Here is a 26070-nt window from a genome sequence, read left to right as displayed (position 1 = left end):
CGTGGTCACCGATCGGATCCGGATCGGGACCTCCGTGCCGGCCGACGGCTTCCGGCACCCGGTGCCGATTCGGCGACCGATACCGCGGGTAGCGCGGAGTCGGTGTCCGCCGTCGCTGGTAGCGCCATGGCATCGGCCAAGGTCGCGACTGCCCCCGATCGGGCATCGCAATCCGGCGGAGTTCGCGGGGCGGGTATTCAACGACAATCCGACGGCGCGCGCGGAGACGGCACGCGCTGGGCGGGGCTCGGCGTGCTGGTACTCGCGCTGCTGCTCATCTCCGTCGATGCGACGGTGCTGGATATCGCGGTCCCCGCGATCAGCGCGCATCTCGCACCCAGCACGCCGCAGCTGTTGTGGATCATCGACGTCTACTCGTTCGTGCTGGCGGGTCTGCTGGTGACGATGGGTGCGCTGGGCGACCGCATCGGGCGCCGCAAGCTGCTGCTCATCGGCGCGGCCGGGTTCGGGCTGGCCTCGGTGCTGGCGGCGTGGTCGGTGAGCCCGGCGATGCTGATCGCCGCGCGCGTGCTCCAGGGCGTCGCCGGTGCGACCCTGATGCCCGCCACGCTCGGCCTGATCCGTGCCATCTTCACCGATCCGCGCGAGCGCACCACCGCGATCGCGGTGTGGAGTGCGGCGGCCAGCGGCGGTGCGGCGCTGGGCCCGCTGCTGGGCGGCTGGCTGCTGCAGCATTTCTGGTGGGGTTCGGTCTTTTTGGTCAACCTGCCGGTGATGCTGGTGCTGATCGCCCTCGGCCCACTGCTGCTACCCGGGTCCAAGGATCCGGAGCCGGGTCGCTTCGACCTGGTCAGCGCGGGGCTGTCGATGCTGACGCTGGTGCCGATCGTGTACGCGGTCAAGGAGATTGCCGCACACGGCGTGAGCGGGCTGCCACTGATGATCGCGGCGGTCGGTGTCGCCGCGGGCGTGCTGTTCGTGCGTAGGCAGCATCGCCTGCCCGATCCGATGCTGGATCTGCGGCTGTTCGCGCGGCCCCGGTTCCGCACCGCCGTGCTGACCAACCTGCTGGTGGTGTTCGCGCTGGCCGGTGTGCTGTTCTTCGGATCGCAGTATCTCCAACTGGTACAGGGCTGTTCGCCGCTGGACGCCGGGCTGCTGCTGTTGCCGGGGATGCTGGCGAGCATGGTCGCGGCCCTGTTCTCGGCCTGGCTGGTGCGCTGGTGGCGGCCGGGCCGGGTGCTCGCGGGCGCACTGGCGGTGGCGGCGCTCGGCGCGGCCGCATTCCTGTGGCTGGGTTCGGGGCCGGGCATCGCGCCGTTCGTCGCGGGCTTCCTGCTCATCGGCACGGGTGCCGGTGTGGCGCTGACGATCTCGTCGGATCTGGTGGTCGGTTCGGCACCGGCGGCGCGTGCCGGTGCGTCGGCCGCGGTCTCCGAGACCGCCTACGAGGCGGGCCTCGCACTCGGCGTCGCGGTGCTGGGCAGCGTGGTGATGGCGGTGTTCCGAAACGGTCTGGACCTGTCCGGTCTGTCGGACGCCCAGGCTGCGGCGGCCAGCGAATCCCTCGGCGGCGCGGCGGAAACCGCCTCGGCCCTGCCGGAACACCCGGCGGTCGCGCTGCTGAACTCGGCGCACGAGGCGTTCGTCTCGGGTGTTCACGTGGCGGCGATCATCGTCGGGCTGATTCTCGCGGTATCGGCTGTGATCGCCTGGCGCGCAATGGATCGTCCGGATCAGCCGCCGCGTGTCCAATGGTAGGACCGGCCTCCGGTGGGCTCGGCACCCCGTAACCTCCTCCGCTACTTGCCCGGATAAGCAACGACGCTTCGTGTCCTCGCCGCGGCGGGATCTCGGATGTGGTTGTCACCCCTTCCAATCCGTGCTGAAGGCGCGGGCGGGGTTGGTGACGAAAACAGCGGTGGCGATCTCGGGACCGAGTTCGCGTTCGATGCGGGGCCGCCAGGTATGGAGCAGGAAGGGCATCCCCGGGCCGTCGGCGGTCGAGCGCGCCGAGGGGGTGACGGTGTCCCCGCCGAGCAGGATCCGGTCGGCGTGCCCGCTGTCGACCAGGGCCGCGATGTTGTCGAGCAGGCGCCAGTCGACGGCGTGGTGGGCTCGCGAAGGTCCCTCGAACCCGACGAATGCGCCCGCGGCGGCGACTTGCCGGTGAATTGCGCTGTCCGGGAACCGGTGCAGATGGCCGAGGATGATGTGACGCGGTGCCACATCGTGGGTTCCGGCGAGTTCGTCGAGCACCGCCAGCGCGGCGGTGCCGGCCTCGAGGTGGACGCCGATCGGCGCTCCGGTGGCGTGATGGGCGGTCGCGGCGGCGGCCAGCACGTGCCGGGCGTGTTCGTCGATGTGGTGGAAGGCGCCCGCCACCTTGATGAGTCCAGCGCGCACCGGGCCCGAAGTGAGCTGGCGTACAAACAGCTCGGCGAGATCGTCACGGACGGAGGCCAATTCGGCGGGATCGTAGTGCTTGGCCTGATGCATCCCGGTGGCGGCCACCAGTTGCACACCGGATCGCCGGGACAGCTCGGGTAGGTCCTCCAGTCGCTGTCCCATGCCCCACGGTGTCCACTGCACCACCGCCTGCCCGCCCAGCGCCGCGAACGAATTCAATTCGGCCAGTGCGGCATCGGCGTCGTCGAGTTCCTCGCCGGGTAGCTGGGGGGAACGAATGAACAGGTGATCGTGTGCGTTGCAGACACCCAGGCTCTCGGGCTCGATATCGCCGAGCACGGTGCGGATCATGGCGGTCATCGGGCCTGCTCCTCGGTCTCGGCGAGCGCTGCGGTGGCCACTCGCAGACCGGCCAGCGTCTTGGGCACTCCGACGTAGGGCGCCAGATGCGCGAAGACCTCGAGGATCTCCTCGCGGGAAAGTCCTACCCGCAGAGAGGTTTTCACGTGTCCGTTCAATTGCGGATCCACCCCGCCGAGTGCGGTCAGGGCGGCCAGATTGACCAGCTGACGATCTCGCAGCGATAGCTGTCCGCGGAGATAGGTGCCGCCGAACAGTGCGGTGACAATCCAGTCGGCGAATCCGGGCACCGACTGCTCCAAGCCGGGCAATGCGGCGTGCTGGGTGGCCTGGTCCTGCAGCAGGTCCAGCATTCGGTACCCCTCCTCGCGGTCGAACCGGGCCGGGGTCAGCTGCTGAGACAGGTCATGGGTGTTCGTCATGATCGGGAAACCTCTCGTAACGGGTCAAGCGTTACGACCGTAGCAGATGTAACGAGTAAAGCGTTACAATTTTCCGGTGACGGAAGACAAGCACGCGTTCCGGTTCGATTGCGGGTCCACCTGGCTGAATCTGCTCGCCACCAGGGGCCGCAGCTTCAGCCCCGACCCGGTGGAGCGGCTCGACTCGCCCGCACGGTTCGCCGAGTGGCTAGACCGCAGTGAGCTGTTGCCTGCTCGCCCGCCCACCACCGACGAACTGGCCCAGGCGATCCGACTACGGGAGACCCTGCGCGTCCTGGTGCTGGCCACCATTGACGACACGACACCCCCACCCGATGCGATTACCGACCTGAGCGCATTCCTCGTCGCACACGACGCCCCGGTGCACCTGCTCGCCGCCGACCGGCTCCGGCGCGAACCCCCGCCCACCGCGTCCGACGCGCTCGCCCGCATCGCCCGCCAAGCCGTCGATTGCCTGACCGGCATCGAACGCGCCGCCCTGAAGGTCTGCCCGGAACACGATTGCCGAGGCGTATTCATCGACAACGCCGGCCGCCGCCGCTGGTGCCCGTCTCCCGCATGCGCGAGCCGGGGTCGGGTCCGGGCGATGCGTGCGCGGCGGGCGGCTGAGCAGGTCTCCGGTCAGTCGCCAACCGCGTAGCCGTTCGCACAGTCGATCAGCCACTGGATCAGCCTGCCGACATCTCCACTCCGGCCGGGCCGATCATGGCAGATCGGCACCCTCATGTCTGAGCGAAGTCCAGTACCACCGGGCAATCGGCATACCAGCCTCCGTCCTCGGCGAAGCGCACCACAGCGAACCCTGTCAGTACCCGACCGGTGAGCATCGCCAGACGTGATCCGTGCGCCTGCCGAATCGCCTCGATCCCGACCAGGAAGGACGGTTCGAAACCAGAGATCCCCATGTCCACAGCAGCTGAGTCTCCTGCTTCTCGCCCGGGCCGCACATATTCGAAGCCGCCGGATCCAGGGCGGCACTTGGCAGCCTTCAGCTGCGGATCCCGCGGGTGTGCCGGGCACGCCGTCACACTTCGGCCGTGTGGCTGGTCATGACGATATGACTATTGCGCACACCTGGCCCGGATGGGTCGCGACCGGTTTCCTTTGGTTCCTCGCCCTCGAGTTCATGATGGGGGCGGTGACCAAGTTTTGGCCTGGGCCTACGTTTTTCGGGCCCCCGTACTCGGTCAAGTTCGTCGAGTGGGGTTGGCCCGCCTGGTTCCGGTTTGTCGTCGGCGGCATCGAGGGCGTTTGCGCGTTGCTGCTGGTGATCCCGTACCACGAGCCGAGATTCCTCGGTGCCGCGGTGCTGATACTTGTGCTGACTGGCGCTGTGGTCACCCACATCATCAATCACCATGGGCCCAAGGAAAGCCTTGCGGCGCCAGTGCATCTCGTCATCATGGTGATCATCGCTCTCGCCACCTGGCCGACTCATTGGATCGACGTGATTCAGCCCGGGCAGTGGTCGTAGCTGGGTGGGCGAGCTCTTGGACTGCGCTCGCCAACTCGTGAGATGTGACCCCCGGCGGGCAGCGCCACCCCCAAGAGTGACAAAGGGCAGGAACGACGGGGGCGATGCGGACGCCGACGGCGTGCCGCCGATCGGTGCCGGACCGGGACACCCCACTGGCGCTCAGTTCGTCGCGCGCGCGCCGGCCGCCGCCTCCTCGGGTGACAGTTCGATGGGCTCGAGATCACGGCCGGTGACGATCTCTCCGCAATGACTACAGGTCAGTTGCGGATTCGCCAGTTCGCCGCAGGTGGTGTGCCGGACGCGGCGGTTCGGCAGGTCGGCGTGCAGGTGGGCGTGGCCCCACCGGGCCATGACGATCCACGCGGGGACGAGTTCCTGGGCACTTTCGCTGAGCTGGTAGTCGTACCACTCCTTGTCCGGGCGGTAGCGGTGGCGCTCGAGCAGGCCGAGTTCGACCAGCGTGGACAGGCGGCTGGTCAGTGTGTTGGGGCCGATCCCCAGCTTGCGCTGCAGTGCGCCGAAGCGATGCACACCCCAGTAGACCTCGCGCAGGATCGCGTTGTTCCATCGCTCGCCGAGGAGTGCGAACACCTCCTGGGCCGCGTGCGGTTCGGAATCGTCCTGCATATTCACAACGATACCTCACACTATTCTCATAGAAGTACTCCTAGACAGGATGTACTTCTTGATTGATAGTAGTTGTGGGGCGTCGCGGCGGATCGCGAAGCGCCCCATTCCGATTCGGGAAAGGAGGAGCGGCGATGAGAGTGATGGTCGATCTGGCGCGATGCCAGAGTTACGGGCAGTGCGTGTTCGCCGCGCCGGAGGTCTTCGAGCTGACCGGCCAGGAGGTCCTGGAGTACGACAGCGCGCCCTCGCAGGAGTGGCGGCTGCATCTGGAGAGGGCTCGCGCCGCATGTCCGGTGCAGGCGATCGTGCTCGGGCCCGCGGCGGGTCCTGTCGACGGGGCCGGACATGACAACTGACGTGAAATCCTCAGGTGCGCAACGACTTTTCGGCAATCGCTCCGCGGGTACCGAACACGTGGTGATCGCCGGTGCGTCACTGACTGGACTGCACGCGGCGGAAGCGTTGCGGGAGTACGGATTCAGCGGCCGGATCACACTCGTCGGCGCGGAGCCGCACCCGCCCTACGATCGGCCCGCGCTGTCGAAGCGAGTGCTGACCGGACGGCTGTCCGCCGACGACACCGGCCTGCCGCGATCGCGAGATCTCGACGCGCAGTGGCGACTCGGCGTCGCGGCGCAGGGGCTGGATCGGCAATCTCGGACGGTGCATCTGGCCGACAGCTCCTCGATCACATACGACAAACTCCTGATCGCCACCGGCGCCCGGGCCAGGTCCTGGCCGGATCCTGCCGAGGCAGCCCTCGATGGGGTGTTCGGCATCCGCACCAGCGACGATGCCCGAGCGCTCGCGGCGCGGCTCGCCGCGCGACCCCGGCGGGTGCTCGTGATCGGCTCGGGCTTCATCGGCTCGGAAACGGCTTCGGTCTGCCGGGAGCTGGGTCTGGAGGTCACCGTCGTCGAGCGATCCCCGGCCCCGTTGACCGGTGCGCTGGGTGTTCCGGCCGGGATCGCGGCCGCGCGGCTGCAGCGCGCACACGGTGTGGACCTGCGCACCGGCACGTCTGTGCTGGCGCTGGAGGGTGACGACGCCGGACGGCTGTGCCGCGCTCTGCTCTCCGATGGCACCGCGCTGGACGTCGATATCGCGGTCGTCGCACTGGGCGCGATCCGCAACGTCGAATGGCTGGACGGCTCCGGTCTGGCAGTCAGCGACCTTGGCGCACACTGCGATTCGTTCTGCCGCGCGATCGATACGAACGGTGTCCCGGACGACGACGTCCTGGTCGCCGGTGACGTCGCGTGCTGGCCGCACCCGCTGTTCGACGAGGGCCCGCTGGCGGTGGAGCACTGGGACAACGCGATCCGGCAGGCCCGCATCGCGGCCGCGACGATGCTGCACGGTCCCGTCCGCGCGCACACCGCGCTACCGACGTTCTGGTCCAACCAATTCGGGGTGAATATCAAGGTGGTCGGCGTGCCGAGCCGGGCCGATGAGGTCGCGGTGGTGCAGGGGTCCGTCGAGGACGGGGCCTTCGTCGCCGCGTACGGCCGCGGTGGCCGGGTCGTCGGGGCGCTGGCGGTCGATACGCCCCGGGCGCTGGATGCCTATGCCGTGATGATCGCCGAGCGGGCGAGCTTCCCGCCCGTGCTCAACGCCGCCGACGGACCCGATCCCGTCCGCGTCCTTCAGCTGCGATCAGCAGATGAGGGCGGCAATTCCCTTGCCCTCCACTAAGTTTCCTTGCGGTAATTCGAGAAGGTGACACATGTCCGCACCGACGACATCACGAAACGATCTGTTCGCCCGGGTCCTGGATCCGGAGAGCCGTGCCAATCCCTATCCGCTCTATGCCGAGCTGCGCGAGGAACCGGTGTCCCAGCAGGCCGACGGCACCTGGGTAGTCAGCGGTTTCGACGAAATCAATGCGCTGCTACACGATCCGCGCATCAGCTCGGATATGGACAATGCCGCGCAGGCGCCGCCCAGGCAGGTCCGCAAGTCGCTGATCTTCCAGGATCCACCCAGCCACGATCGGCTGCGCCGCGCCGTCATGACCACCTTCACCCCGGCGCGTGTCGAATCGTTGCGCGCGGAGGTACACCATCTGATCGACCGCCTGCTCGATGCCGTCGGGTCCCGGACCCGCCTGGATCTGGTCGACGAGATCGCCTATCCCCTGCCGGTCAGCGTGATCTGCGCGCTATTGGGCATTCCCGAGCAGGACGAGGCGCGGTTCCACGCCTGGGCCGACACGCTGGCCCGCGGCCTGGACCTCGACCCGAGCATGTCCCAGGCCGAACTCGCGGCCATCGCGCAGGCGGCGGTCGAAATGGGCGGGTATCTGGAGGGTTTGGTCGCCCAGCGCGCCGATGATCCGGGGGCCGACCTGATCTCGGGCTTGCTCGCGGGCGGCGATCGCAGTGCTCCATTGATCGGCGAGGAGCTGGTCACCACCACCCGGCTGCTGCTGATCGCCGGACATGAGACGACGGTCAACCTCATCACCAACGGAATGCTCACCCTGCTGCGCCATCCGGACATCCTGGCGCGCTTCCGGGGCGAGCCCGAGCTGGTGGTGCCGATGATCGAGGAGCTGGTGCGCTACGAGCCGTCGGTGCAGTTCCGGCACCGGGCGGCCCTGGCGGACATCGAGATCGGCGGCCGGACCATTCCCCGCGGCGCGACCGTCGTGCTGCTGTTCGCGGCGGGCAGTCGCGATCCGCGCCGCTTCACCGATCCGGAGCGTTTCATACCCGACCGAATTCCCAACGAGCACTTCGGTTTCGGCGGCGGGATCCATTACTGCATAGGCGCGCCGCTGGCCCGGATGGAGGCGCAGATCGTGCTTCCGCAACTGGTGCGTCGGCTGGACAATCCGCGCCTGGTCGCCGACCCGCCGCCGTACCGGCCCACCGCATCGCTGCGGGGTCCTCGTCACCTGTGGCTCGACGTCGATCGCATCCTGCCCTGAAGATCAGGGATCTCGGTCGAGGCACCGGGGGGTCGGCCCGTTGTACCGCCCCACCGCGCCCGGGCACGGGCCATAGGTACATGTTGTTCGAGGTCGACCGAATCCGGTCTGGGGTGGCTCGTTCGCTGCGGGACGGGCCGCCCCCGAGCGGGCATTTCACGAATCTTGTTCGAATGCAAGCGATTATGCGCGGCACTGCCCACCGGGTGTGTTCGACGTTCGGCGATGTGCTGGAGTGGTCCCGTGTCGTTGGATTTTCTGGTGGGGCTGGTCCGGCAGGCCGCGCATGCGGGCCTGCCCATCTCGGGGGCCTCGGATCCGGCGGAGCTGGAGTATCTGGCCGCGCTCGCTGCCGCGCCGAACGTGAAGCTCATCGGTGAGATCGGCTTCAACGCCGGATTTTCGAGCCACGCGTTCCTGACGGCGAATCCCGATGTGATGGTGTGCTCGTTCGACATCGCGGAGCACGTGTACGTGAGCGAGGCGAAGCAGCACATCGATCAGACCTTCCCCGGCAGGCACACGCTGATCGTCGGCAACTCGACGGATACCGTGCCGACCTTCCGAAAACTCAACCCGCACTTGACATTCGATCTGATCTTCATCGACGGCGGCCACACCTACGATCTCGCGATCCGCGACCTGGCCAACATGCGAGCCTTCGCGGGACCGGACACGGTGCTGGTCATGGACGACATCACCCCGTGGCACGAATGGGGAGTGGGACCGACGCTGGCGTGGCAGCAGGCGGTGGCCGGGGGTTACGTCGTGCAGGAGGAACTGATCAAGGACGGTGTTGCGGTCACGGAGATCGAGCCGCCGGGGCGCCGTAGCTGGGTCATGGGGCACTACGCTCGTGAGTCGGAATCACCTGTGCAGCAGCAGGTTTCGGTGTGAGCCGCGCGGTCGGGCGCTGAGCGCGCCGCAGGTTTCCTCGGGCCGGTAGGGTTCGTCAGGCCGGGCGGACCCGCCCGCCGATCTCGATTCGCCCGCCCGGCAGCGGCCTCGCCACGATCTGCGAGCCCTTCCCCTGAGTAATGGTGAGTGGGCGGTCGATTGCCGAGGCGAGAAGGATTGCCGCCGCTCCCGTCGCCTCGTCCTCGTCGATGCCGTCACCGCGCCCGGGAAATGCCCGGGCCCGCACCGTGCCCGCGGCCTCGTCTTCCCAGGCCCAGGCGTAAATCCACTCCCCGGGCGGCGGCACCTCCAGCGCATCCACCTCGGCGGCGGACCCGAATCGGCGCAGCGTGCGCGGTGGCGCCCACTCGGATTGCGCTGTGATCCAGCTGAATTCGCCGTCCCGGCGAGCGGTGACCCGGCCCGCGCGGGTGCCGAGCTCGTCCACTCCGAGCAGCCACGCGGTGCCCACACACGGATGCCCGGCGAAGGTCATGCGCACCGAGGGCGTCCAGATATCGATCTCGCCGGCGTCCACATCGTCGACGAACACCGTCTCGCTGAACCCCAGCCGCCGCGCGAACTCCAGCCGCTCATCGTCCGCGACGGTCGCGCCGTCGCGTACCACACCGAGCTGATTCCCGAACCGCCCGTCGGGCCCGCAGAAGACCCGAACCACCTCATAATCGACCACCCGAACAGTTAACCGTGCCGGTCCCTTGGTGCATCGGCCTGCCGTGCGGTTCGGCGGTCTACACCGTCCTATAGCTCGTCGCTGAAGTAGAGACCGCTCATCGCCGATGCGGGGGCCACCGCCGTCGCTAGGGTCTCGTCCTATGGCCTTGCTAGTGCACCTGACACCGGAGAAGAACGCCCGGCGAATCCGCCGTGCGGGCATTGCCGCGAGTGGCTCTCGGAAGGGAGTGTTCTGTTTGCCGGTGATGCCGTCTTATGTGCTGTCACACCAATGGTTGCGCGAACTGCGTCGCGGCGGGCAGCGGCTGATCGTCGCGGTGGATTTCCGGATACGCGATGACGAAAGGGTTCTCGTCGGACACTACTCGGCAGACCAGGTGGAAATGCGCGTGGCCGAGGCTGTTTCGGTCATTCTCCACGCCGAGGACGCGCGCGGGTACGAGATCCTGGTCCCTCGCGCGATCGCACCCGCTGAACTGCATCGGGTTCGGCATGTACGGCAGGTCACCGGGTGGCGGTATCGCCCGAACGCACACGGTCAGCGGCCCTGTGTGTGTCCGGTGTGCTTGGGACGCGGCGAATTCAAGGCCGCCGACCTTCGTCGCAGGTTCGCCACAGAACCCCCGGAGCTAACGAAACCTCAACTGCTTGGCCCGATTGCACAACCCGGACTGCGACGACGATCTGATCGACGCACTCTGCGGCTTGGGTCGCAAGAGCCGTGGCGACGTCGCCGACGTCGCACCCTTTTTCGTTCGCCTGGCCGCAGATACCGATCCCGATGTGCGTGACGCGGCGACGTGACCGGTGTGGGGGAGCTGGCTGCTACCGTCCGGGTCCCGGCGGAAGTTGGCGCGCGCCACGGTATTCCAGTTCAGTGTCACCGGGGCGGGGAGTGAGGGCGTTCAGGCGGTCCGAGGCAGACAGGCTGTTGTGCTCGCCGGTTCTCCGGGACAGGGCAGAGTGTTGTACGGCGTAGGGGGCGGCGTCGATGACGGTGTTGCCGTGGGCGGGATTCCCCGGGACGTCCAGTTCCGTCGAGTCGACGGTGACCTTGCGGTTGCGGCGGAGGGTGAAGGTGATCTCCTCGGATTCCTCGAAGACCTGCCGGACCGTGCGGAGGGGACTGGTGGCGGTGTCGATGGCCGTGTCGATCGCGTCGGTGACGAACGAGGGGACCAGGGGGCGGATCCAGCGGGCCGCGGTGTCGGTGAAGGGGACCGTGCCGATGATCGGGAGTTCCAGTCCGCCAGCCTTTTTCGCGGGTTCCAGTGTGCTCGGAGTGGCGGGGGCCAGGGCGTTCGAGGTCCGGGTTGCGGGGAGATTCGACGGTACGGACACGGTGCCCTCCTGGGTGTGGTCGGCCGGGTCGGCGGCCGGAAGTTCGGCCAGCGCCTCGAATTCCGCGACGGCGCGGCGCTGGGGTGCGGTGACACCGATCTCGACGCCGCCGATCGCGGCGATGATGCGGCGGCGCTGTTGCTCGCGATCGATGACGGTGTCGGCGTGCATGGCCAGGCGGGCGGCGGCCAATTCCTGGTCGGTGCGCAGTATTTCGGCCTCGGCGCGGGCCTGCGCCTGCCGGACGGCGATCGCGGCGGTGGCGTCTCGCTCGGCGCGATCGGCGGCGGCGTGCGCGAATAGCTTTCGGTCCAGGGTGGTTTCGCCGCGCCAGCGGCGCAGCAGCAGCGGCAGCAGGGCCAGGGCCACAGCGATCACGATGGTCGCCAGCCGCAGCGCCAGGGCGCCGGGGTGGGACAGGGTGTAGTCGTTCAGCGCGACCCAGCGCGCGCCCAGGCCGCGGTCGCCGGTCCGAAACGCGGTGGTGCGGGCCTGATCCAGCGCCTGCTGGTCCCTGGTGACGGCGTCATCGAGCGGCTGGACGCGGGCCTGCGCGGCGGCCAGCCGGGCGCGGGCGTCGTCGAGCATGCTGTTGTCGGTCTGGGTCTCCGGACCGCGGCCCGGCACGCCGGTGATCTTGTCCTGCGGGCAGGCCGGGGTCGGGTTGTATTCGCAGCGGGCGATGATCAGCGCCTGATCGATGTCCGTCTGTGCGGCGGTAATCGTGCCGCCGAGAGCCTGGCGGTCGGACTGCGCCCGATCCAGCGCGGCGCGGGCATTGACCACGGCCGGCGCGGAATCGGCTGCGCGGCGCGAGGTCTCGTCGAGCTGACGGCCGACCGTGCCGCCCAGCAGCACGGTGCTCGCGAGCTCGGCGACCACGATTCCCGCCACGGCGGCGATCGCGACCCGGCCGATCGTCCCGCGATCCCACCGGGCGCGCGATCCGTCATGGGTATCGGGCAGCGGCGCGGTCGCCAGCGCGCGGCCGACGGCTCCGAGCAGGAGGGCGGTGATCAGCGCCGCGAGGATGACCAGCAGGGCGGGCCAGTGCCCGGCCGCGCTCGCGAGCGTGACGACCACGCCGCCGATCACGGCGAACAGCAGCACGACCGCGCCGGTGATCGCATAGCTCGAGCGCTCGTGGCGCTCGGCGGCATCGGAACTCGCGCCGCCGAGCCAGGTCAGCAGATGCTCCGCGCGCGTACGCAATGCCCGGCCGAGTTCGTGGCGGCCGATCCAGATGCGGGATGCGCGGGTGGCCGCGGAGACCCGGGCGCCGGAAGTGCTGGTCCCTTCGCCGGTCGTCGCCGAGCCCCCGGCGCCGGAAGCGCTCGTCCCGCCACCGGATGCCGCGAAGGCCCCGGCGCCGCCGCCGACTGCGGACTGGTCCTCGCGGTCGGCGCCTGCCGCCGGGTAGGTCGAATCGGACGGTTCATGGGCGGTCATGGGAGCTCACATCCTCTGTGTCCCAAGCGTTTTCGCGGCTCGGCGAAACCCTCGAGTGTGTCTGTCACGCCCGCGCGTGGACTGATTCGGCCCCCAGGGTGACAGCGTGGCTCACTGCGCACAACCCCAGCCACGCGCTCGAGATTCAGACTGACAGGCTGACCCCGGATCTGCCGAGTGCGGGACAAAGGATGTGGTCAGCCTCACACGCGGCCTCGGTCCGCCCGCCCCGGATGCCAACGTGTGCGGGCGCGACGATTCCTGGTGCGGCTGCGCCATGCCGTGCCCTTCGGCGTGAATGCGCTTCAGACCGGTGCCGCTGTCGGCGTCTCCGGCCAGCGGCACGCCGTAGCTCTGCCCAAATATCAAATACAGGTGAGGTCTGCCCATCGTCGGACGCCGAGTGTCGATGCTCTCGTCTCCTGCCCCCGCACTCACGTGCAACGTGGCTTCGGTCCGCACCCTCGATGTTGCGGGTATGCGAGCCGGAAACCGCAGGTTGCGGCCGGGTGTGCGGCGATCACGGGGGTGCGTTTGGGGCCGGTCCCTCGCGAATCTCTGGGCCATTGGCGATGATTGGCGTCGGACACGGCCTTACCATTCGGAAACATGCCGCGTCCTCACACGGGCAGGACGGGAGGATCGAAAGTGCGTATATCCGCGCTGGTATTGGCGGCCACGGCCGTCTTCGGGGCGATGTCGGTGGAGGTGGCGCCAATGACGATCGACGGGATGGCTCCGGTCGCGCAGGCTCAGGCGCCTGCGGATGTGCAGGCTCCGGCGGGTCTGGATTCGCTGGTGGCGCTGGTGCTGCAGCGGCTCAACACCGCGGACGCCGTGATCGCGGCCAAGTGGGTGGGCGCGCGCGGGCAGGCTCCGGCGGTCGATGATCCGGCGCGCGAGCGCGAGGTCTACGACTCCATGGGGCGTGCCGGCGCCGAGCTGGGGCTGCCGCAGCCGTGGGTGCGGCAGGTGTTCTTCGGTCAGATCGAGGCCAACAAGATGGTGCAGCGCGGACTCGTCGCGCGCTGGCGCTTCGACCCGGCGGCCGCGCCGGTGGCTTCTCCGAACTTGGCCGCGGTCCGTCCGCTGATCGACCGGGCGAACGACGGCATCGTGCGACAGCTGGCGCTGCACCGCGCCGAACTCAGCGGTCCGGGGTGCGCGCCGCGCCTGTCGGCCAGCGTGTTCGCGATCTTCGGCGGGGGAAGGTCCGACGGACTGCACGAGGCGGCGCTAGTCCGGGCAGCCGCCGCGCTCTGCGCCTGAGTCTGGTCACCTCACTCCCAGCGCCCCGGCGACCGGAGCCCCGCACTGGTGACGGTTTCGGCACCTCATGCGGCCGATCGATGCGGATGGTTCTTTGCCGCGTGTTCCGCGGTGGGCGAAATGTGTGAGATAGTGCACAGTAGATTGTTTGCTGAAAGTGTGCTAGGGCGCAACTGGATGAACAAGTCCGTACGGTCTGAACGTTGCTCTGGCTCGACGTTTCCATGTCCGGAAGGTCTCGATCGTGTGTCCGGGAAGTTAGCCGCCTGACAGGCGGTTTGTCCGGTCCGCGGGCGGGGAATTCCTGATCGGTGCAGGTTAGAGGGCATCTAGCAGCTTATGTACACGCCACGCGGTCACGGACCGGTGGTTCTGGGCATCAGTGGGCTACACGACTGAGCGATCGCCAATCTCTGCTTTACACTGGAGAACGCGCAGGTAGTGGAGGACCGATGGAGAAGCCCAGGTAGGCGCCGTAATTAGGAGAGCCTGAGTTGGTTGGGCCACGGTCCTGACTTATCGTTTGCTCTTACGCCGGGTACGAAATGCCCGGCTATATCGCCCAATTCGGTCACGAGCCGATGGTCATAACGACGTTCGGCAGGGACCTCTCCGCCTGACGGGCGAACCCTTGGCGCCACGTGTACGGAACATGCTAGGGCACCGCTACCGCCGAGCACCCGACGATGACACCAGACGCGGGTGGACAACTGGAGAGTTGACTGCACGGGACGACCATCAGCGCCGCTGGTCTGACGAAAACCCTCCGGGCGCAGTCTGACGGAGGCGTTCGACGAAGGCCATATTTCATCGAAGGCCTGATTTTGAAGGCAGAGGCATGACGCAACTTCCTGGCCATAGGTCACCTGGACCCATCGGGCTCTACGACCCGGCGAACGAACACGATGCCTGCGGCGTCGCGTTCGTCGTCGACATGCACGGCCGACGCAGCCGCGACATCGTCGACAAGGCAATTACGGCATTGCTGAACCTGGAGCACCGCGGTGCCGCGGGCGCCGAGCCGAACAGCGGCGACGGCGCGGGCATCCTGATCCAGCTCCCGGACACATTCTTCCGCGCGGTCCTCGCCGAGGAGAACGCCGGTTTCGAGCTGCCCGCCGAGGGCGCGTACGCCTCCGGTATCGCCTTCCTGCCGCAGGCCCGCCGCGAGGCCGCCCGCGCCTGCTACGTCGTGGAGAAGATCGTCAAGGAAGAGGGCCTGGCCGTCCTGGGCTGGCGCGAGGTTCCGATCGACGAGTCCTCCCTGGGCGCCCTGGCCCGCGACGCCATGCCGACGTTCCGTCAGATCTTCATCGCCTCGCCGAAGAACGGCGACGAGCAGCTGACCGGCATGGATCTGGATCGCCGCGCCTACGTGGTGCGCAAGCGGATCGAGCACGAGCTCGGCAAGTCCGGTCCCGGGGAAGGCGCGGTCGGCCGCGAGACCGTGTACTTCCCGAGCCTGTCGGCGCAGACCTTCGTCTACAAGGGCATGTTCACCACCCCGCAGCTGCGGGCGTTCTACCTCGACCTGCAGGACGACCGGGTGGATTCCGCGCTGGGCATCGTGCACTCGCGCTTCTCCACCAACACCTTCCCGTCCTGGCCGCTGGCCCACCCGTACCGCCGCGTCGCGCACAACGGTGAGATCAACACCGTCACCGGCAACGAGAACTGGATGCGCGCCCGCGAGGCGCTGCTCAACTCCGACGTCTTCGGCCGCGACAACCAGGGCCGCAACCGGCTCGAGAAGATCTTCCCGGTCTGCACCCCCGGCGCGTCGGACACCGCCCGCTTCGACGAGGTGCTCGAGCTGCTGCACCTGGGCGGGCGCAGCCTGCCGCACGCGGTGCTGATGATGATCCCCGAGGCGTGGGAGCGGCAGGAGTCCATGGACCCCGCCCGGCGCGCCTTCTACCGCTACCACTCCTTCCTGATGGAGGCGTGGGACGGCCCGGCCTCGGTGTGCTTCACCGACGGCACTGTGGTCGGCGCGGTGCTCGACCGCAACGGTCTGCGCCCCTCGCGCGTGTGGGTCACCGACGACGGCCTGGTCGTCATGGCCTCGGAGGTCGGTGTGCTCGACATCGAGCCGTCGAAGATCGTCCGCAAGGTCCGCCTGCAGCCCGGCCGCATGTTCCTGGTCGACACCTCGCAGGGCCGCATCATCGGCGACGACGAGATCAAGACCCAGCTCGCCACCGAGCACCCGTACCAGGAATGGCTGGACAACGGCCCGATCAAGCTGTCCGACCTGCAGGACCGCCCGCATCAGCACATGGTGCACGACCGGGTGAAGATCCGGCAGCAGATCTTCGGATACAGCATCGAGGATCTGAACCTGCTGATCTCGCCGATGGCCACCACCGGCGGCGAGGCCCTGGGCTCGATGGGCACCGACACCCCGATCGCGGTGCTCTCGGCGCGCCCGCGGCTGCTGTTCGACTACTTCTCCCAGCTGTTCGCGCAGGTCACCAACCCGCCGCTGGACGCCATCCGCGAGGAGGTCGTCACCAGCCTGCGCAGCATGATCGGCCCAGAGGGCGATCTGCTGCACCCCAACGCGGAGTCCTGTCGCCAGATCACGCTGACCCAGCCGATCCTGGACAACGACGAGCTCTCCAAGCTCGTCCACATCAACGACGACGGTTCGCGCCCCGAGCTGCGCTCGGTGGTCGTGCACGGCCTGTACCCGGTGAAGAAGGGTGGCAAGGGCCTGCGCAAGGCGCTCGAGGCCATCAACGACCAGGTGTCGGCCGCGATCGACGGCGGCGCGCGGATCATCGTGCTGTCGGACCGCGAGTCCAACGAGAAGCTGGCGCCGATCCCGTCGCTGCTGCTCACCGCCTCGGTGCACCACCACCTGGTGCGCGAGCGCACCCGCACCAAGGTCGGTCTGGTCGTGGAGGCCGGTGACGCCCGCGAGGTGCACCACATGGCCCTGCTGGTCGGCTTCGGCGCGGCGGCGATCAACCCGTACATGGTCTTCGAGTCGATCGAGGACATGATCGAGCGCGGCGCGCTGCAGATGCCCGGCAGCACCGGCGTGATCTGCGACGACTACGACGCGGCGGTCCGTAACTACAACAAGGCAGCCGGCAAGGGCGTGCTGAAGGTGATGTCCAAGATGGGCATCTCCACCATCGCCTCCTACCGGGGCGCGCAGCTGTTCCAGGTCGTCGGCCTGTCGCAGGAGCTGTGCGACCGCTACTTCACCGGCCTGCGCTCGCCGCTGGACGGCATCGGGCTGGACGAGATCGCCGGCGAGGTCGCCGCGCGGCACCGGATCGCCTTCCTGGAGAACGACAACGAGCGCGCGCACCGCGAGCTCGAGATCGGCGGCGAGTACCAGTGGCGTCGCGAGGGCGAGTACCACCTGTTCAACCCGGACACGGTGTTCAAGCTGCAGCACGCCACCCGGACCGGCCAGTACAAGATCTTCAAGGAATACACCAAGCTGGTCGACGATCAGTCCGAGCGGCTGGCCTCGCTGCGCGGGCTGTTCAAGTTCCGCGGCGACGAGCGCAACCCGATCCCGATCGACCTGGTCGAACCGGCCAGCGAGATCGTCAAGCGGTTCTCCACCGGCGCGATGAGCTACGGCTCGATCTCCGCCGAGGCGCACGAGACCCTCGCCATCGCGATGAACCGTCTCGGCGGTCGCTCCAACTCGGGTGAGGGCGGCGAGTCGCCCTCGCGCTTCGAGCCGGAGGAGAGCGGCGACTGGCGGCGCAGCGCGATCAAGCAGGTGGCCTCGGGCCGCTTCGGCGTGACCGCGCACTACCTGACCAACTGCACCGACATCCAGATCAAGATGGCCCAGGGCGCCAAGCCCGGCGAGGGCGGTCAGCTGCCCGCGCACAAGGTGTACCCGTGGGTCGCCGAGGTGCGGCACTCGACACCGGGCGTCGGGCTGATCTCGCCGCCGCCGCACCACGACATCTACTCGATCGAGGATCTGGCCCAGCTGATCCACGACCTGAAGAACGCGAACCCGCAGGCGCGGATTCACGTGAAACTTGTTGCCGAGCCGGGCGTCGGCACCGTCGCCGCGGGTGTGTCCAAGGCGCACGCCGACGTGGTGCTGATCTCCGGCCACGACGGCGGCACCGGCGCCTCGCCGCTGACCTCGCTCAAGCACGCGGGCGGTCCCTGGGAGCTCGGCCTGGCCGAGACCCAGCAGACGCTGCTGCTCAACGGCCTGCGCGACCGGATCGTGGTGCAGGTCGACGGTCAGATGAAGACCGGCCGCGACGTCATGATCGCCGCGCTGCTCGGCGCCGAGGAGTACGGCTTCGCCACCGCCCCGCTGGTGGTCTCGGGCTGCGTCATGATGCGCGTCTGCCACCTGGACACCTGCCCGGTGGGCGTGGCGACGCAGAACCCGGTGCTGCGCGAGCGGTTCACGGGCAAGCCGGAATTCGTCGAGAACTTCATGCTGTTCATCGCGGAGGAGGTGCGCGAAATCCTGGCCTCGCTGGGCTTCCGCACGCTCGACGAGGCCATCGGCCGGGTCGACCTGCTCGACACCACCAAGGCCAAGGAGCACTGGAAGGCCGCGAAGCTGGACCTGTCGCCGATCCTGGACGACGTCGAGACCGCGTTCATGTACCAGGACCGCCGCAACACCAAGGGCCAGGACCACGGGCTGGACAAGGCGCTGGACAACCAGCTCATCGCCGAGTCGGCCGACGCCCTCGAGCGCGGCAAGCCGGTCAAGTTCGAAACGAAGATCACGAACGTCAACCGGACCGTGGGCACCATGCTGGGCCACGAGGTGACCAAGCTGTACGGCGGCGCGGGCCTGCCCGACGACACCATCGACATCACCTTCACCGGCTCGGCGGGCAACAGCTTCGGCGCGTTCGTCCCCGCGGGCATCACGCTGCGGGTGTTCGGCGATGCGAACGACTACGTGGGCAAGGGCCTTTCGGGCGGTCATATCGTCGTGCGGCCGTCGCTCAACGCGCCGGAGGCCTTCGTCGCGGAGCAGAACATCATCGCGGGCAACGTGATCCTGTTCGGCGCCACCAGCGGCGAGGTGTTCATCCGCGGCGTGGTCGGCGAGCGGTTCGCGGTGCGCAACTCCGGCGCCACGGCGGTGGTCGAGGGCGTGGGTGACCACGGCTGCGAGTACATGACCGGCGGCAAGGTCGTCATCCTCGGCGAGACCGGGCGCAACTTCGGCGCGGGCATGTCCGGCGGCGTGGCGTACCTGTACAACCCGAACGGGACCTTCGAGAAGAATGTCTCGCCCGAGCAGGCCGAGGAGGTCGAGCCGCTGTCCGGTGACGACTTCACCTGGCTGCACGACATCGTGGCCCGCCACCGCGACGCGACGGGTTCGGCCGTGGCCGAGCGCATCCTGAGCGACTGGTCGCAGCAGGTGACGCACTTCGTGAAGGTCATGCCGCGCGACTACAAGAAGGTGCTGCTGGCGATCTCGGAGGCCGAGAAGTCGGGCCGGGATGTCGACGAAGCCATCATGGAGGCCGCGCGTGGGTAGGCCAGTGGTCGCGTCTGGAATGTCGACGAAGCACTGTGACATATCAAAGATTTTGTTCGATCGTGCGCAGACACCGATGACTGACGCGCGACGCACCAGAACTGTTGGGTGCGCCGAGCTGGCGCGTACGTCGGGAGTCGAAAATGGGTGACGCACAGGGCTTCCTGAAGCACACCAAGCGGGAGCTGCCGACCCGGCGGCCGGTGCCGCTGCGGTTGATGGACTGGAAAGAGGTCTACGAGGAGGGTTTCTCGCACGAGACCCTGCGCAAACAGGCTAGCCGCTGCATGGACTGCGGCATTCCCTTCTGCCACAACGGGTGCCCGCTGGGGAATCTGATTCCCGAGTGGAACGACCTGGTCTACAAGGGCCAGTGGCGCGAGGGCATCGACCGCCTGCACGCGACCAACAACTTCCCGGAGTTCACCGGGCGGCTGTGCCCCGCGCCGTGCGAGGCGTCGTGCGTGCTGGGCATCAACCAGGATGCGGTGACGATCAAGCAGGTCGAGGTCGAGCTCATCGAGAACGCCTTCGACGAGGGCTGGGTGACCCCGCTCTACCCGACCCGCCTGACCGGCAAGAAGATTGCCGTGGTGGGTTCGGGCCCGGCCGGTCTTGCCGCGGCGCAGCAGCTCACGCGCGCCGGTCACACCGTGACGGTCTTCGAGCGCGACGACCGCATCGGCGGCCTGCTGCGCTACGGCATCCCGGAATTCAAGATGGAGAAGCGCTTCATCGACCGCCGCCTGGCGCAGATGGAGGCCGAGGGCACCATCTTCAAGGCCGGCGTGAACGTGGGTGTCGACATCACCGCCGCCGAGCTGCGCGAGCGGTTCGCCGCGGTGGTGCTGGCCGGCGGCGCGACGATCGCGCGCGATCTGCCGGTGCCGGGCCGGGACCTGGACGGCATCCATCAGGCGATGGAGTTCCTGCCGCTGTCCAACCGGGTGCAGCTGGGCGATGACATCGCCGACGCGGACGGCCTGCCGCCGATCCACGCCAAGGGCAAGAAGGTCGTCATCATCGGCGGCGGCGACACCGGCGCGGACTGCCTGGGCACCTCGCACCGGCAGGGCGCGGCCAGCGTGCACCAGTTCGAGATCATGCCGCGTCCGCCGGAGGAGCGTGCCTCCTCCACGCCGTGGCCGACCTACCCCCTCATGTTCCGGGTGTCCTCGGCGCACGAGGAGGGCGGCGAGCGCGTCTACTCGGTCAACACCGAGCGCTTCATCGGCGAAGACGGCAAGGTCACCGGGTTGCAGGCGCACGAGGTGAGCATGGTGAACGGCCGCTTCGAGAAGGTCGAGGGCACCGACTTCACCCTCGAGGCCGATCTGGTGCTGCTGGCCATGGGCTTCGTCGGCCCGCAGAAGCCGGGTCTGCTCGAGGATCTCGGCGTCGGCTACGACCAGCGCGGCAACGTCAAGCGGGACAACGGTTTCCAGACCACCGTCCCGGGCGTCTTCGCCGCGGGCGACATGGGCCGCGGCCAGTCGCTGATCGTGTGGGCCATCGCCGAGGGCCGCGCGGCCGCGGCGTCGGTGGACGCGTACCTCGAGGGCGAGTCGGCGCTGCCGTCGCCGATCCTGCCCTCGGCGGTCCCGCAGCGCTGAGAAGTGTTCGAGCGCGCCGACTTCCGCACCGGTGCGCGCGGATACCGTTGATCCACCAAAACGCCCGCGAACCTCGTGTTCGCGGGCGCTTCGGGATTTGCCGGGCCGCCGGGGGACGAATCGGATTTCCGACGGGTTTCGGACGCTGAATGGCACAGAAGCGTTTCGCCACCTATTCTTGATCACGGTGCGATGACGATGTGGACACGCGGTCTGTTTCTGTGCCCTAGTGGGCGCTGAAAGTTTGTTCGCCCCCGGTTAACCAGACTGCAATCCGGCTATCGCACCATTGGTCGAATCACTCGGGATTGCCCGTCGCCTGGGCAGGTTGGAACTGGAGCGGTATGCGGTTGAGAAGGGTTGTCGCGGCTGCGGCCGCGGTTGCACTGACGGCGGGGTTGTCCGGTGTGATGTTCGGGAGCGGTTCCGCGGCTGCGGATCCCGGTTGCCCGAGCCTCTACGTGGTCGCGATCCCGGGTACCTGGGAGACCGGTCCGGACAAGCACGAGGGCATGCACAACCCCGGCATGCTCGCCGGCGTGACGGGCAATCTGCCGAGCAATACCCGGGTCGACTACGTCTCGTATCCGGCCACCGCCTTCCCCTGGGAGGGCGATGTCTACGGCAAGTCCAAGCGGATCGCCGCCCAGAACGCGACCGGCATGATCAAGGCGATGGCCGCGCGCTGCGGTGCCACCAAGATCGCGATCGTGGGCTACAGCCAGGGCGCCGACGCCGCGGGTGATGTCGCCGCACAGATCGGCACCGGCCTGGGTGTGGTTTCGCCGACTCGCGTCTCCGGTGTCGGCCTGATCTCCGATCCCGAGCGCTCGCCGACCGATATCCAGGTCGGTCCGCTCGCCGGTGGCGCGGGCGCCGAGGGGCCCCGTCCGGGTGGCTTCGGATTCCTGACCCCCGTGGTGCGGACCATCTGCGACCCCCAGGATCTGTACTGCTCCACCAACTCCGACGACTTCGTCACCCGCTTCGCCGGTTTCCTCGCGGGCGCCTCGGATCCGAATCCGGTCAACATGTGGCGCTACCAGCTCGAGGCCGGTTCGATCGTCGGCGACCTGATGTCCCACGGCGGCATCGGTACCCTGCAGTCCCAGCTCAGCGACAACGCGAACAAGCAGCGGGCCAAGCAGCTCGAGAAGTTCTACGGGTCCGGGGCGCACACCTCGTACGGCAACTATCACGTGGGCGGCGGGGCCACCGCCACCTCGTGGATGCACGGCTGGCTCGCCGGTATGGCGTGAGATAGCTACCGGCGACAGCTATCCCGAGCAAGCGACGAGGGCCACTCCGCACGGAGTGGCCCTCGTCGTATGCTGCCTAGCCGGCCGAACCGGTGGACGGCATGAACCCGCCACCCTGGAAGCCGGGGAACTGCGGGCCGGGGTTCTGCTGCCACTGACCGCCGTGGTCGTGGTCGCGGTCGTGGTCGTGGTGCCAACCCTGGTTGTTGTTCCAGTTGGGGCCCTGGTTGTTCCAGTCGATCTGGGTCGCGCTGGGGGTGTCGGCGAAAGCGGGGACCGCGATGGCCGCGACGGGGACGGCGGCGATGGCGCCGGCCACGGCGACGCGGCTCACGATCCGGCGGGTGCGAGAGGTCTTGGTCTTGGAGAACAAGGGCTTACCTTTCGGTGCAGGGGCCGCCCGGCCGGGCGGTGTTGCCACCTCCTCGGTGGCGCTGGATTTCATTCAAGTAGCCCTCGCTAGGTATCGGTTGGGACCAGGCTGGCAATCGGCTGGGATACCGGGGACGGCTCAGCCGAGTTCGGTCAGGGCCGGGGCGAGCTCGAGGTATTGCTCTATTCCCGTTGCGAAGTCACTGCCGATCGGCAGCAACAGCGTGACGTGATCCGAGCCGGCCGCGAGGTGCTCGCGTACCTTGGCCGCGATCGCCTCCGGTCCGCCGTAGCCGTAGCTTGCCTCGACCAGCCGATCGCTCACCGCACCCGGCCGCTCGTCCGGGTACCCGAGCCGAGTGAGCGCCGCGGCCATGGTTGGGCGGGCGAGGTAGCCCGACAGTGCCTCCCGCGCAGCCTGCCGGGCTCGGTCGGGATCCGTGTCGGGGATGATGGACAGCCCAGTGACCAGCAGCTTGTCCGGTCCTAGTGCCTCGCGGGCCGCGGCGGTGAATTCGGGTGGGAGCATGGCGGGCATCGCCCCGTCCGCGACCTCGCCGGACAGCGCGAGCATCTTCGGGCCGAGCGCGGCGATGAGCCGGGGGTAGCGCACGTCGGGGGCCAGAAACCGCTGCGGGCCGTCCATCCGTGCGACGTAGTCGCGCATCGTGGTCAGAGGGCTGCCGAACGACCGCCCGACGGCCGCGGCCTGCTCGGGGTAACCGACGCCGAGGCCGAGGACGAATCGCCCGGGATACGCCTGGGCCAGCACCGCCGCCGCGGCGTGTGCCGTCTCGGGCTCGCGCACCCAGACGTTGGCGATGAAGGTGCCGAATGCCATCCGTCCGGTGGCCGCCAGAAGGACCGACAGCTGGGCGAGGGCGTCCTTGCCCGGCACCTCGTTGGTCCAGGCGGTGCGGTAGCCGGCGGCCTCGAGCCGGCGAACCGCATCGCGCTGCAGGTCGAGCGGCGGCGGCGCGGCAAAGTTGATCGGAAGCGCGATCCCGACCGGGCCGATCGCCGCGCGGGCCGCTTCGACGAGGGTGGCATCCATGAGACTCTCCTAGTTGGCGTTGTGCGGTCGTTGTCGGCCCGCAGTTCCACTGTGCTGCGGGGTTGGGATCGCAATCCAATGAATCTTTCGCAAGGGGCATCTCGATTTGCGCAACACCGCAGTTCAGGGCCATTCGATCGGATGCGGCCCGGCCGGACGGCGGCCTATTCTGACGGTATGCCCGACGCCGCATTGCCACCGGCCGACCTCGATCTGCGGCTGGTGCGATGCTTCGTCGTGCTGGCCGAGCACCGGCACTTCGGTCGCGCCGCGGAGGTGTTGCATCTGACCCAGTCCTCGCTCAGCAGGCAGCTGGATCGACTCGAACAGCAGGTGGGCGCGCGCCTGCTGGACCGCGGTCCGCGCGGCAGCAGGCTCACCGAGGCGGGCGAGACCTTCCTACCGCTCGCGCACGAGGTGCTGCACTCGACAGCCGTAGCGGCCGCGCGCGTCCGGTCGGTGGCCGAACCCAGCCGCATCGCGGTCGGATTCACCGCCTCGAACATCATCATCACGCCGGCCGTGCGCGAGTTGCGGCACCGATATCCCGACGCCGAGGTGTCCACCCGGCATGTGCACTGGGGCGAGACGCACTCGGCTCTGCGCGAGCATCGGGTGGACGTCGTCGTCACGCGGCTGCCGTTCCCGGCCGACGGGCTGCTGGTGACGGTGCTCTACGACGAGCCGCGGGTCCTGCTGGTCCCCAGCGACCACCGGCTGGTCGGCAAGGAGTCGATCACCCTCGACGATATCGCCGACGAGCCGATGCCCCTGGCTGCGGATCCGGTCTGGAATGCCTTCTGGCGGGTCGACCCCCGGCCCGACGGCCGCCCGGCGCCCGGTGGGCCCTCCATTACCGCCGTGGAGGACAAGATCGAGCTCGTTGCCGGGGGACAGGCCGTGGCGATCATCCCGGCCGATCCGGGGTTGCTCGGTATGACCTGCGTGCGACCCGGCCTCACCACGATCCCGCTGGAGGGCGTCGAGCCGAGCCACGTGGTGGTGGCCACGCGCGCCGACGACCGCAGCCGCCTGGTCGCGGCCTTCCGCAGATTCGCCCGGACGCACATCACCCGTCCGGGCGAATAACAAAGGGCCACTCCCGAAGTCGGGGAGTGGCCCTGCGTTGGCTCGGCGGCCGTGTCGTCGGCGGTCACCGAGGTGGTGGTAATTAACCAGCGGAGCCGGAGTCGATGTCAGGCATGCCCCAACCCGGGTTCCAGCCGCCGCCCCAACCGGGGTTCCAGCCGCCGCCCCAACCCGGGTTCCAGCCGCCGCCCCAACCCGGGTTCCAGCCGTGGTGGTGCCAGCCGCCGTCATGGTCCCAGCCGTGGTGCCAGCCACCGTCGTGGTCCCCGCCGTGGTTGAACCAGTCCCCGCCGTGGTCGTGCCAGTCGACCGGGGTCGCCGACGGCGCGGGAGTGGTGTCGGCGAGGGCCGGACCAGCGACCGCCGCAAGCGGGACCACTGCGAGCGCGCCCGCGACGGCGATGCGCGCGACCAGGCGCCGGGATCCTGTTGACTTCCTCGTGGAGAACAACGAAATGCCTTTCTCTGGAGAGCATGAACCACGTCCTGCGGCGGCTCACGGTGTCCCATCGAACGACCGATTTCTGAGACCGGCGTACGGCCAATCTGTCAATCTGCTGTGAGTTCAGCGGTTTCCGTGGGTCGGAAGGTTACGTGGCAGCAGATCCCATACGTGCCCGTTCTCGTTGACGGTGGCCACCGTGCGATGTCCGGTGCGTGAGTAGAGGATTCGCGTAATCGAACAATAATCGATCGGGAAGGTCAGCGGACGTCCCAGCGAAAGTAAGTGCTGCAGCAGGATGTTGATCACCCCGCCGTGCGCGAAGGCCACGACGGTATCGGTGGGGCCCGCATCGGCGGCAATCTCTTCGATGGCGGCCGATACCCGCGCGAAGAACGCGGCCTCGTCGATCTGCTCGGGCAGATGGCCGGCCTTGATCCGGGCGTAGACGGCCGCGATCGCCTGCTGGGCGGCATCGGCCTGCGCATCGCCGGGCGTGCCCGCACCGACCCGCGACGCCGCCTGCCGCGCATCCTCGATCGGGACGTACGCCGGCAGATCGCGATCGTATTCGGCCAGGCCGTCCAGGATGTCCACCGGCAGACCCAGTTTCGCGGCCGTCGGCGCGGCCGTCTCGCGGGCGCGCACCTGCGGACTCGAGACCACCCGGGTGATGCGGTGCCCGTTGCCCTCGAGCCGCGCTACGGCGTCGGGCACGCGCCTCGCCTGCTCGATCCCCACCTCGGTCAACCCCGGATCGGCGGAGCCGGAGGCTGTGGTGACCCGATGGGGCTGGGCATGACGCACGAGAACAAGCTGCACACCCCCACTGTGCCGTACCGGTGATCGCCGTCGTCAGCCCGGCCCGGAA

Annotated in this window: 24 protein-coding genes; 13 read left to right on the top strand and 11 right to left on the bottom strand. The window is 68.5% G+C overall.

Features of this window, described 5'->3' with window-relative positions; genetic code table 11:
- Positions 1-126: 126 nt before the first annotated feature.
- A complete protein-coding gene (locus tag ABH933_RS06665; protein WP_429419194.1) occupies positions 127-1722 on the top strand; it encodes an MFS transporter in 1596 nt (531 codons plus the stop codon).
- Positions 1723-1827: 105 nt separating this feature from the next.
- Here the strand turns inward: ABH933_RS06665 and ABH933_RS06660 are convergent, their stop codons facing one another.
- The gene (locus ABH933_RS06660; protein ID WP_429418380.1) at positions 1828-2730 is read right to left on the bottom strand and encodes a phosphotriesterase family protein; all 903 of its coding nucleotides are present in this window, start codon (positions 2728-2730) and stop codon (positions 1828-1830) included.
- Positions 2727-3152, bottom strand: a complete 426-nt coding sequence (locus tag ABH933_RS06655) for a carboxymuconolactone decarboxylase family protein (protein WP_429418378.1) — start codon at positions 3150-3152, stop codon at positions 2727-2729. The genes ABH933_RS06660 and ABH933_RS06655 overlap by 4 nt, the downstream gene beginning before the upstream one ends.
- Positions 3153-3228: 76 nt before the next feature.
- Here ABH933_RS06655 and ABH933_RS06650 point away from each other — a divergent pair, with 76 nt between their 5' ends.
- Positions 3229-3813: a CGNR zinc finger domain-containing protein gene (locus ABH933_RS06650; RefSeq protein WP_429418376.1), complete on the top strand. Its 585-nt coding sequence runs from the start codon at positions 3229-3231 to the stop codon at positions 3811-3813.
- Between the two features lie 82 nt (positions 3814-3895).
- Here ABH933_RS06650 and ABH933_RS06645 read toward each other — a convergent pair whose 3' ends face one another.
- Positions 3896-4078 carry a hypothetical protein gene (locus tag ABH933_RS06645; protein ID WP_429418374.1) on the bottom strand — a complete coding sequence of 61 codons (183 nt, stop codon included), beginning with the start codon at positions 4076-4078 and terminating at the stop codon, positions 3896-3898.
- A 134-nt stretch (positions 4079-4212) separates the two neighbouring features.
- Here ABH933_RS06645 and ABH933_RS06640 point away from each other — a divergent pair, with 134 nt between their 5' ends.
- Entirely contained in the window at positions 4213-4647 is a 435-nt protein-coding gene (locus ABH933_RS06640) for a DoxX family protein (RefSeq protein WP_429455013.1), read from the top strand.
- A 162-nt stretch (positions 4648-4809) separates the two neighbouring features.
- Here ABH933_RS06640 and ABH933_RS06635 read toward each other — a convergent pair whose 3' ends face one another.
- Positions 4810-5277, bottom strand: a complete 468-nt coding sequence (locus ABH933_RS06635; protein WP_429418370.1) for a winged helix-turn-helix transcriptional regulator — start codon at positions 5275-5277, stop codon at positions 4810-4812.
- 134 nt (positions 5278-5411) lie between these two features.
- Between ABH933_RS06635 and ABH933_RS06630 the strand changes: the two genes are divergently transcribed.
- From ABH933_RS06630 to ABH933_RS06615, 4 genes are all read left to right on the top strand, one after another.
- Positions 5412-5636, top strand: a complete 225-nt coding sequence (locus ABH933_RS06630; protein ID WP_215915046.1) for a ferredoxin — start codon at positions 5412-5414, stop codon at positions 5634-5636.
- A complete protein-coding gene (locus ABH933_RS06625) occupies positions 5626-6975 on the top strand; it encodes an NAD(P)/FAD-dependent oxidoreductase (RefSeq protein WP_429418368.1) in 1350 nt (449 codons plus the stop codon). Before ABH933_RS06630 ends, ABH933_RS06625 begins: the two co-directional genes overlap by 11 nt.
- 31 nt (positions 6976-7006) lie before the next feature.
- Positions 7007-8212, top strand: coding sequence for a cytochrome P450 (locus tag ABH933_RS06620; protein ID WP_429418366.1), 1206 nt, complete (start codon positions 7007-7009; stop codon positions 8210-8212).
- 243 nt (positions 8213-8455) lie between these two features.
- Positions 8456-9109 (top strand): class I SAM-dependent methyltransferase, encoded by a 654-nt coding sequence (locus ABH933_RS06615; protein WP_429418364.1) that lies wholly within the window; start codon positions 8456-8458, stop codon positions 9107-9109.
- A 55-nt stretch (positions 9110-9164) separates the two neighbouring features.
- On the opposite strand, the gene ABH933_RS06610 is transcribed toward ABH933_RS06615, so the two are convergent.
- Positions 9165-9803, bottom strand: a complete 639-nt coding sequence (locus ABH933_RS06610) for a PhzF family phenazine biosynthesis protein (protein ID WP_429418362.1) — start codon at positions 9801-9803, stop codon at positions 9165-9167.
- A 265-nt stretch (positions 9804-10068) separates the two neighbouring features.
- Complete coding sequence (locus ABH933_RS06605; protein WP_429418360.1) at positions 10069-10299, bottom strand: hypothetical protein; 231 nt, start codon at positions 10297-10299, stop codon at positions 10069-10071.
- 154 nt (positions 10300-10453) lie between these two features.
- Between ABH933_RS06605 and ABH933_RS06600 the strand changes: the two genes are divergently transcribed.
- Positions 10454-10609, top strand: coding sequence for a hypothetical protein (locus tag ABH933_RS06600; RefSeq protein WP_429418359.1), 156 nt, complete (start codon positions 10454-10456; stop codon positions 10607-10609).
- A gap of 21 nt (positions 10610-10630) precedes the next feature.
- On the opposite strand, the gene ABH933_RS06595 is transcribed toward ABH933_RS06600, so the two are convergent.
- A complete protein-coding gene (locus tag ABH933_RS06595; protein WP_429418357.1) occupies positions 10631-12595 on the bottom strand; it encodes a DUF4407 domain-containing protein in 1965 nt (654 codons plus the stop codon).
- A gap of 648 nt (positions 12596-13243) precedes the next feature.
- On the opposite strand from ABH933_RS06595, the gene aroQ reads away from it, so the two are divergent.
- The 4 genes from aroQ (at position 13244) to ABH933_RS06575 (ending at position 22242) form a co-directional block, all read left to right on the top strand.
- A complete protein-coding gene (gene aroQ, locus ABH933_RS06590; RefSeq protein WP_429418355.1) occupies positions 13244-13864 on the top strand; it encodes a gamma subclass chorismate mutase AroQ in 621 nt (206 codons plus the stop codon).
- Positions 13865-14702: 838 nt separating this feature from the next.
- Positions 14703-19370: a glutamate synthase large subunit gene (gene gltB, locus ABH933_RS06585; protein ID WP_429418353.1), complete on the top strand. Its 4668-nt coding sequence runs from the start codon at positions 14703-14705 to the stop codon at positions 19368-19370.
- Between the two features lie 143 nt (positions 19371-19513).
- Positions 19514-20983: a glutamate synthase subunit beta gene (locus tag ABH933_RS06580; protein WP_429418351.1), complete on the top strand. Its 1470-nt coding sequence runs from the start codon at positions 19514-19516 to the stop codon at positions 20981-20983.
- Between the two features lie 344 nt (positions 20984-21327).
- A complete protein-coding gene (locus ABH933_RS06575; RefSeq protein WP_429418349.1) occupies positions 21328-22242 on the top strand; it encodes a cutinase family protein in 915 nt (304 codons plus the stop codon).
- 76 nt (positions 22243-22318) lie between these two features.
- On the opposite strand, the gene ABH933_RS06570 is transcribed toward ABH933_RS06575, so the two are convergent.
- Positions 22319-22687: a hypothetical protein gene (locus ABH933_RS06570; protein WP_429418348.1), complete on the bottom strand. Its 369-nt coding sequence runs from the start codon at positions 22685-22687 to the stop codon at positions 22319-22321.
- Between the two features lie 66 nt (positions 22688-22753).
- On the bottom strand, positions 22754-23668 hold the full coding sequence (locus tag ABH933_RS06565) for a TIGR03620 family F420-dependent LLM class oxidoreductase (protein ID WP_429418346.1): 915 nt from the start codon (positions 23666-23668) through the stop codon (positions 22754-22756).
- Between the two features lie 177 nt (positions 23669-23845).
- Between ABH933_RS06565 and ABH933_RS06560 the strand changes: the two genes are divergently transcribed.
- Positions 23846-24757 (top strand): LysR family transcriptional regulator, encoded by a 912-nt coding sequence (locus tag ABH933_RS06560; RefSeq protein WP_429418344.1) that lies wholly within the window; start codon positions 23846-23848, stop codon positions 24755-24757.
- A gap of 82 nt (positions 24758-24839) precedes the next feature.
- Here the strand turns inward: ABH933_RS06560 and ABH933_RS06555 are convergent, their stop codons facing one another.
- Positions 24840-25208 carry a hypothetical protein gene (locus tag ABH933_RS06555; RefSeq protein ID WP_429418343.1) on the bottom strand — a complete coding sequence of 123 codons (369 nt, stop codon included), beginning with the start codon at positions 25206-25208 and terminating at the stop codon, positions 24840-24842.
- A gap of 114 nt (positions 25209-25322) precedes the next feature.
- Entirely contained in the window at positions 25323-26021 is a 699-nt protein-coding gene (locus tag ABH933_RS06550) for a histidine phosphatase family protein (protein WP_429418341.1), read from the bottom strand.
- Positions 26022-26070: the final 49 nt, after the last annotated feature.

Origin of the sequence: Nocardia sp. GP40 (genome assembly GCF_050434125.1) — a bacterium.
Classification (GTDB): domain Bacteria; phylum Actinomycetota; class Actinomycetes; order Mycobacteriales; family Mycobacteriaceae; genus Nocardia; species Nocardia albiluteola.
This window is presented reverse-complemented; position numbering and strand designations above follow the sequence as displayed.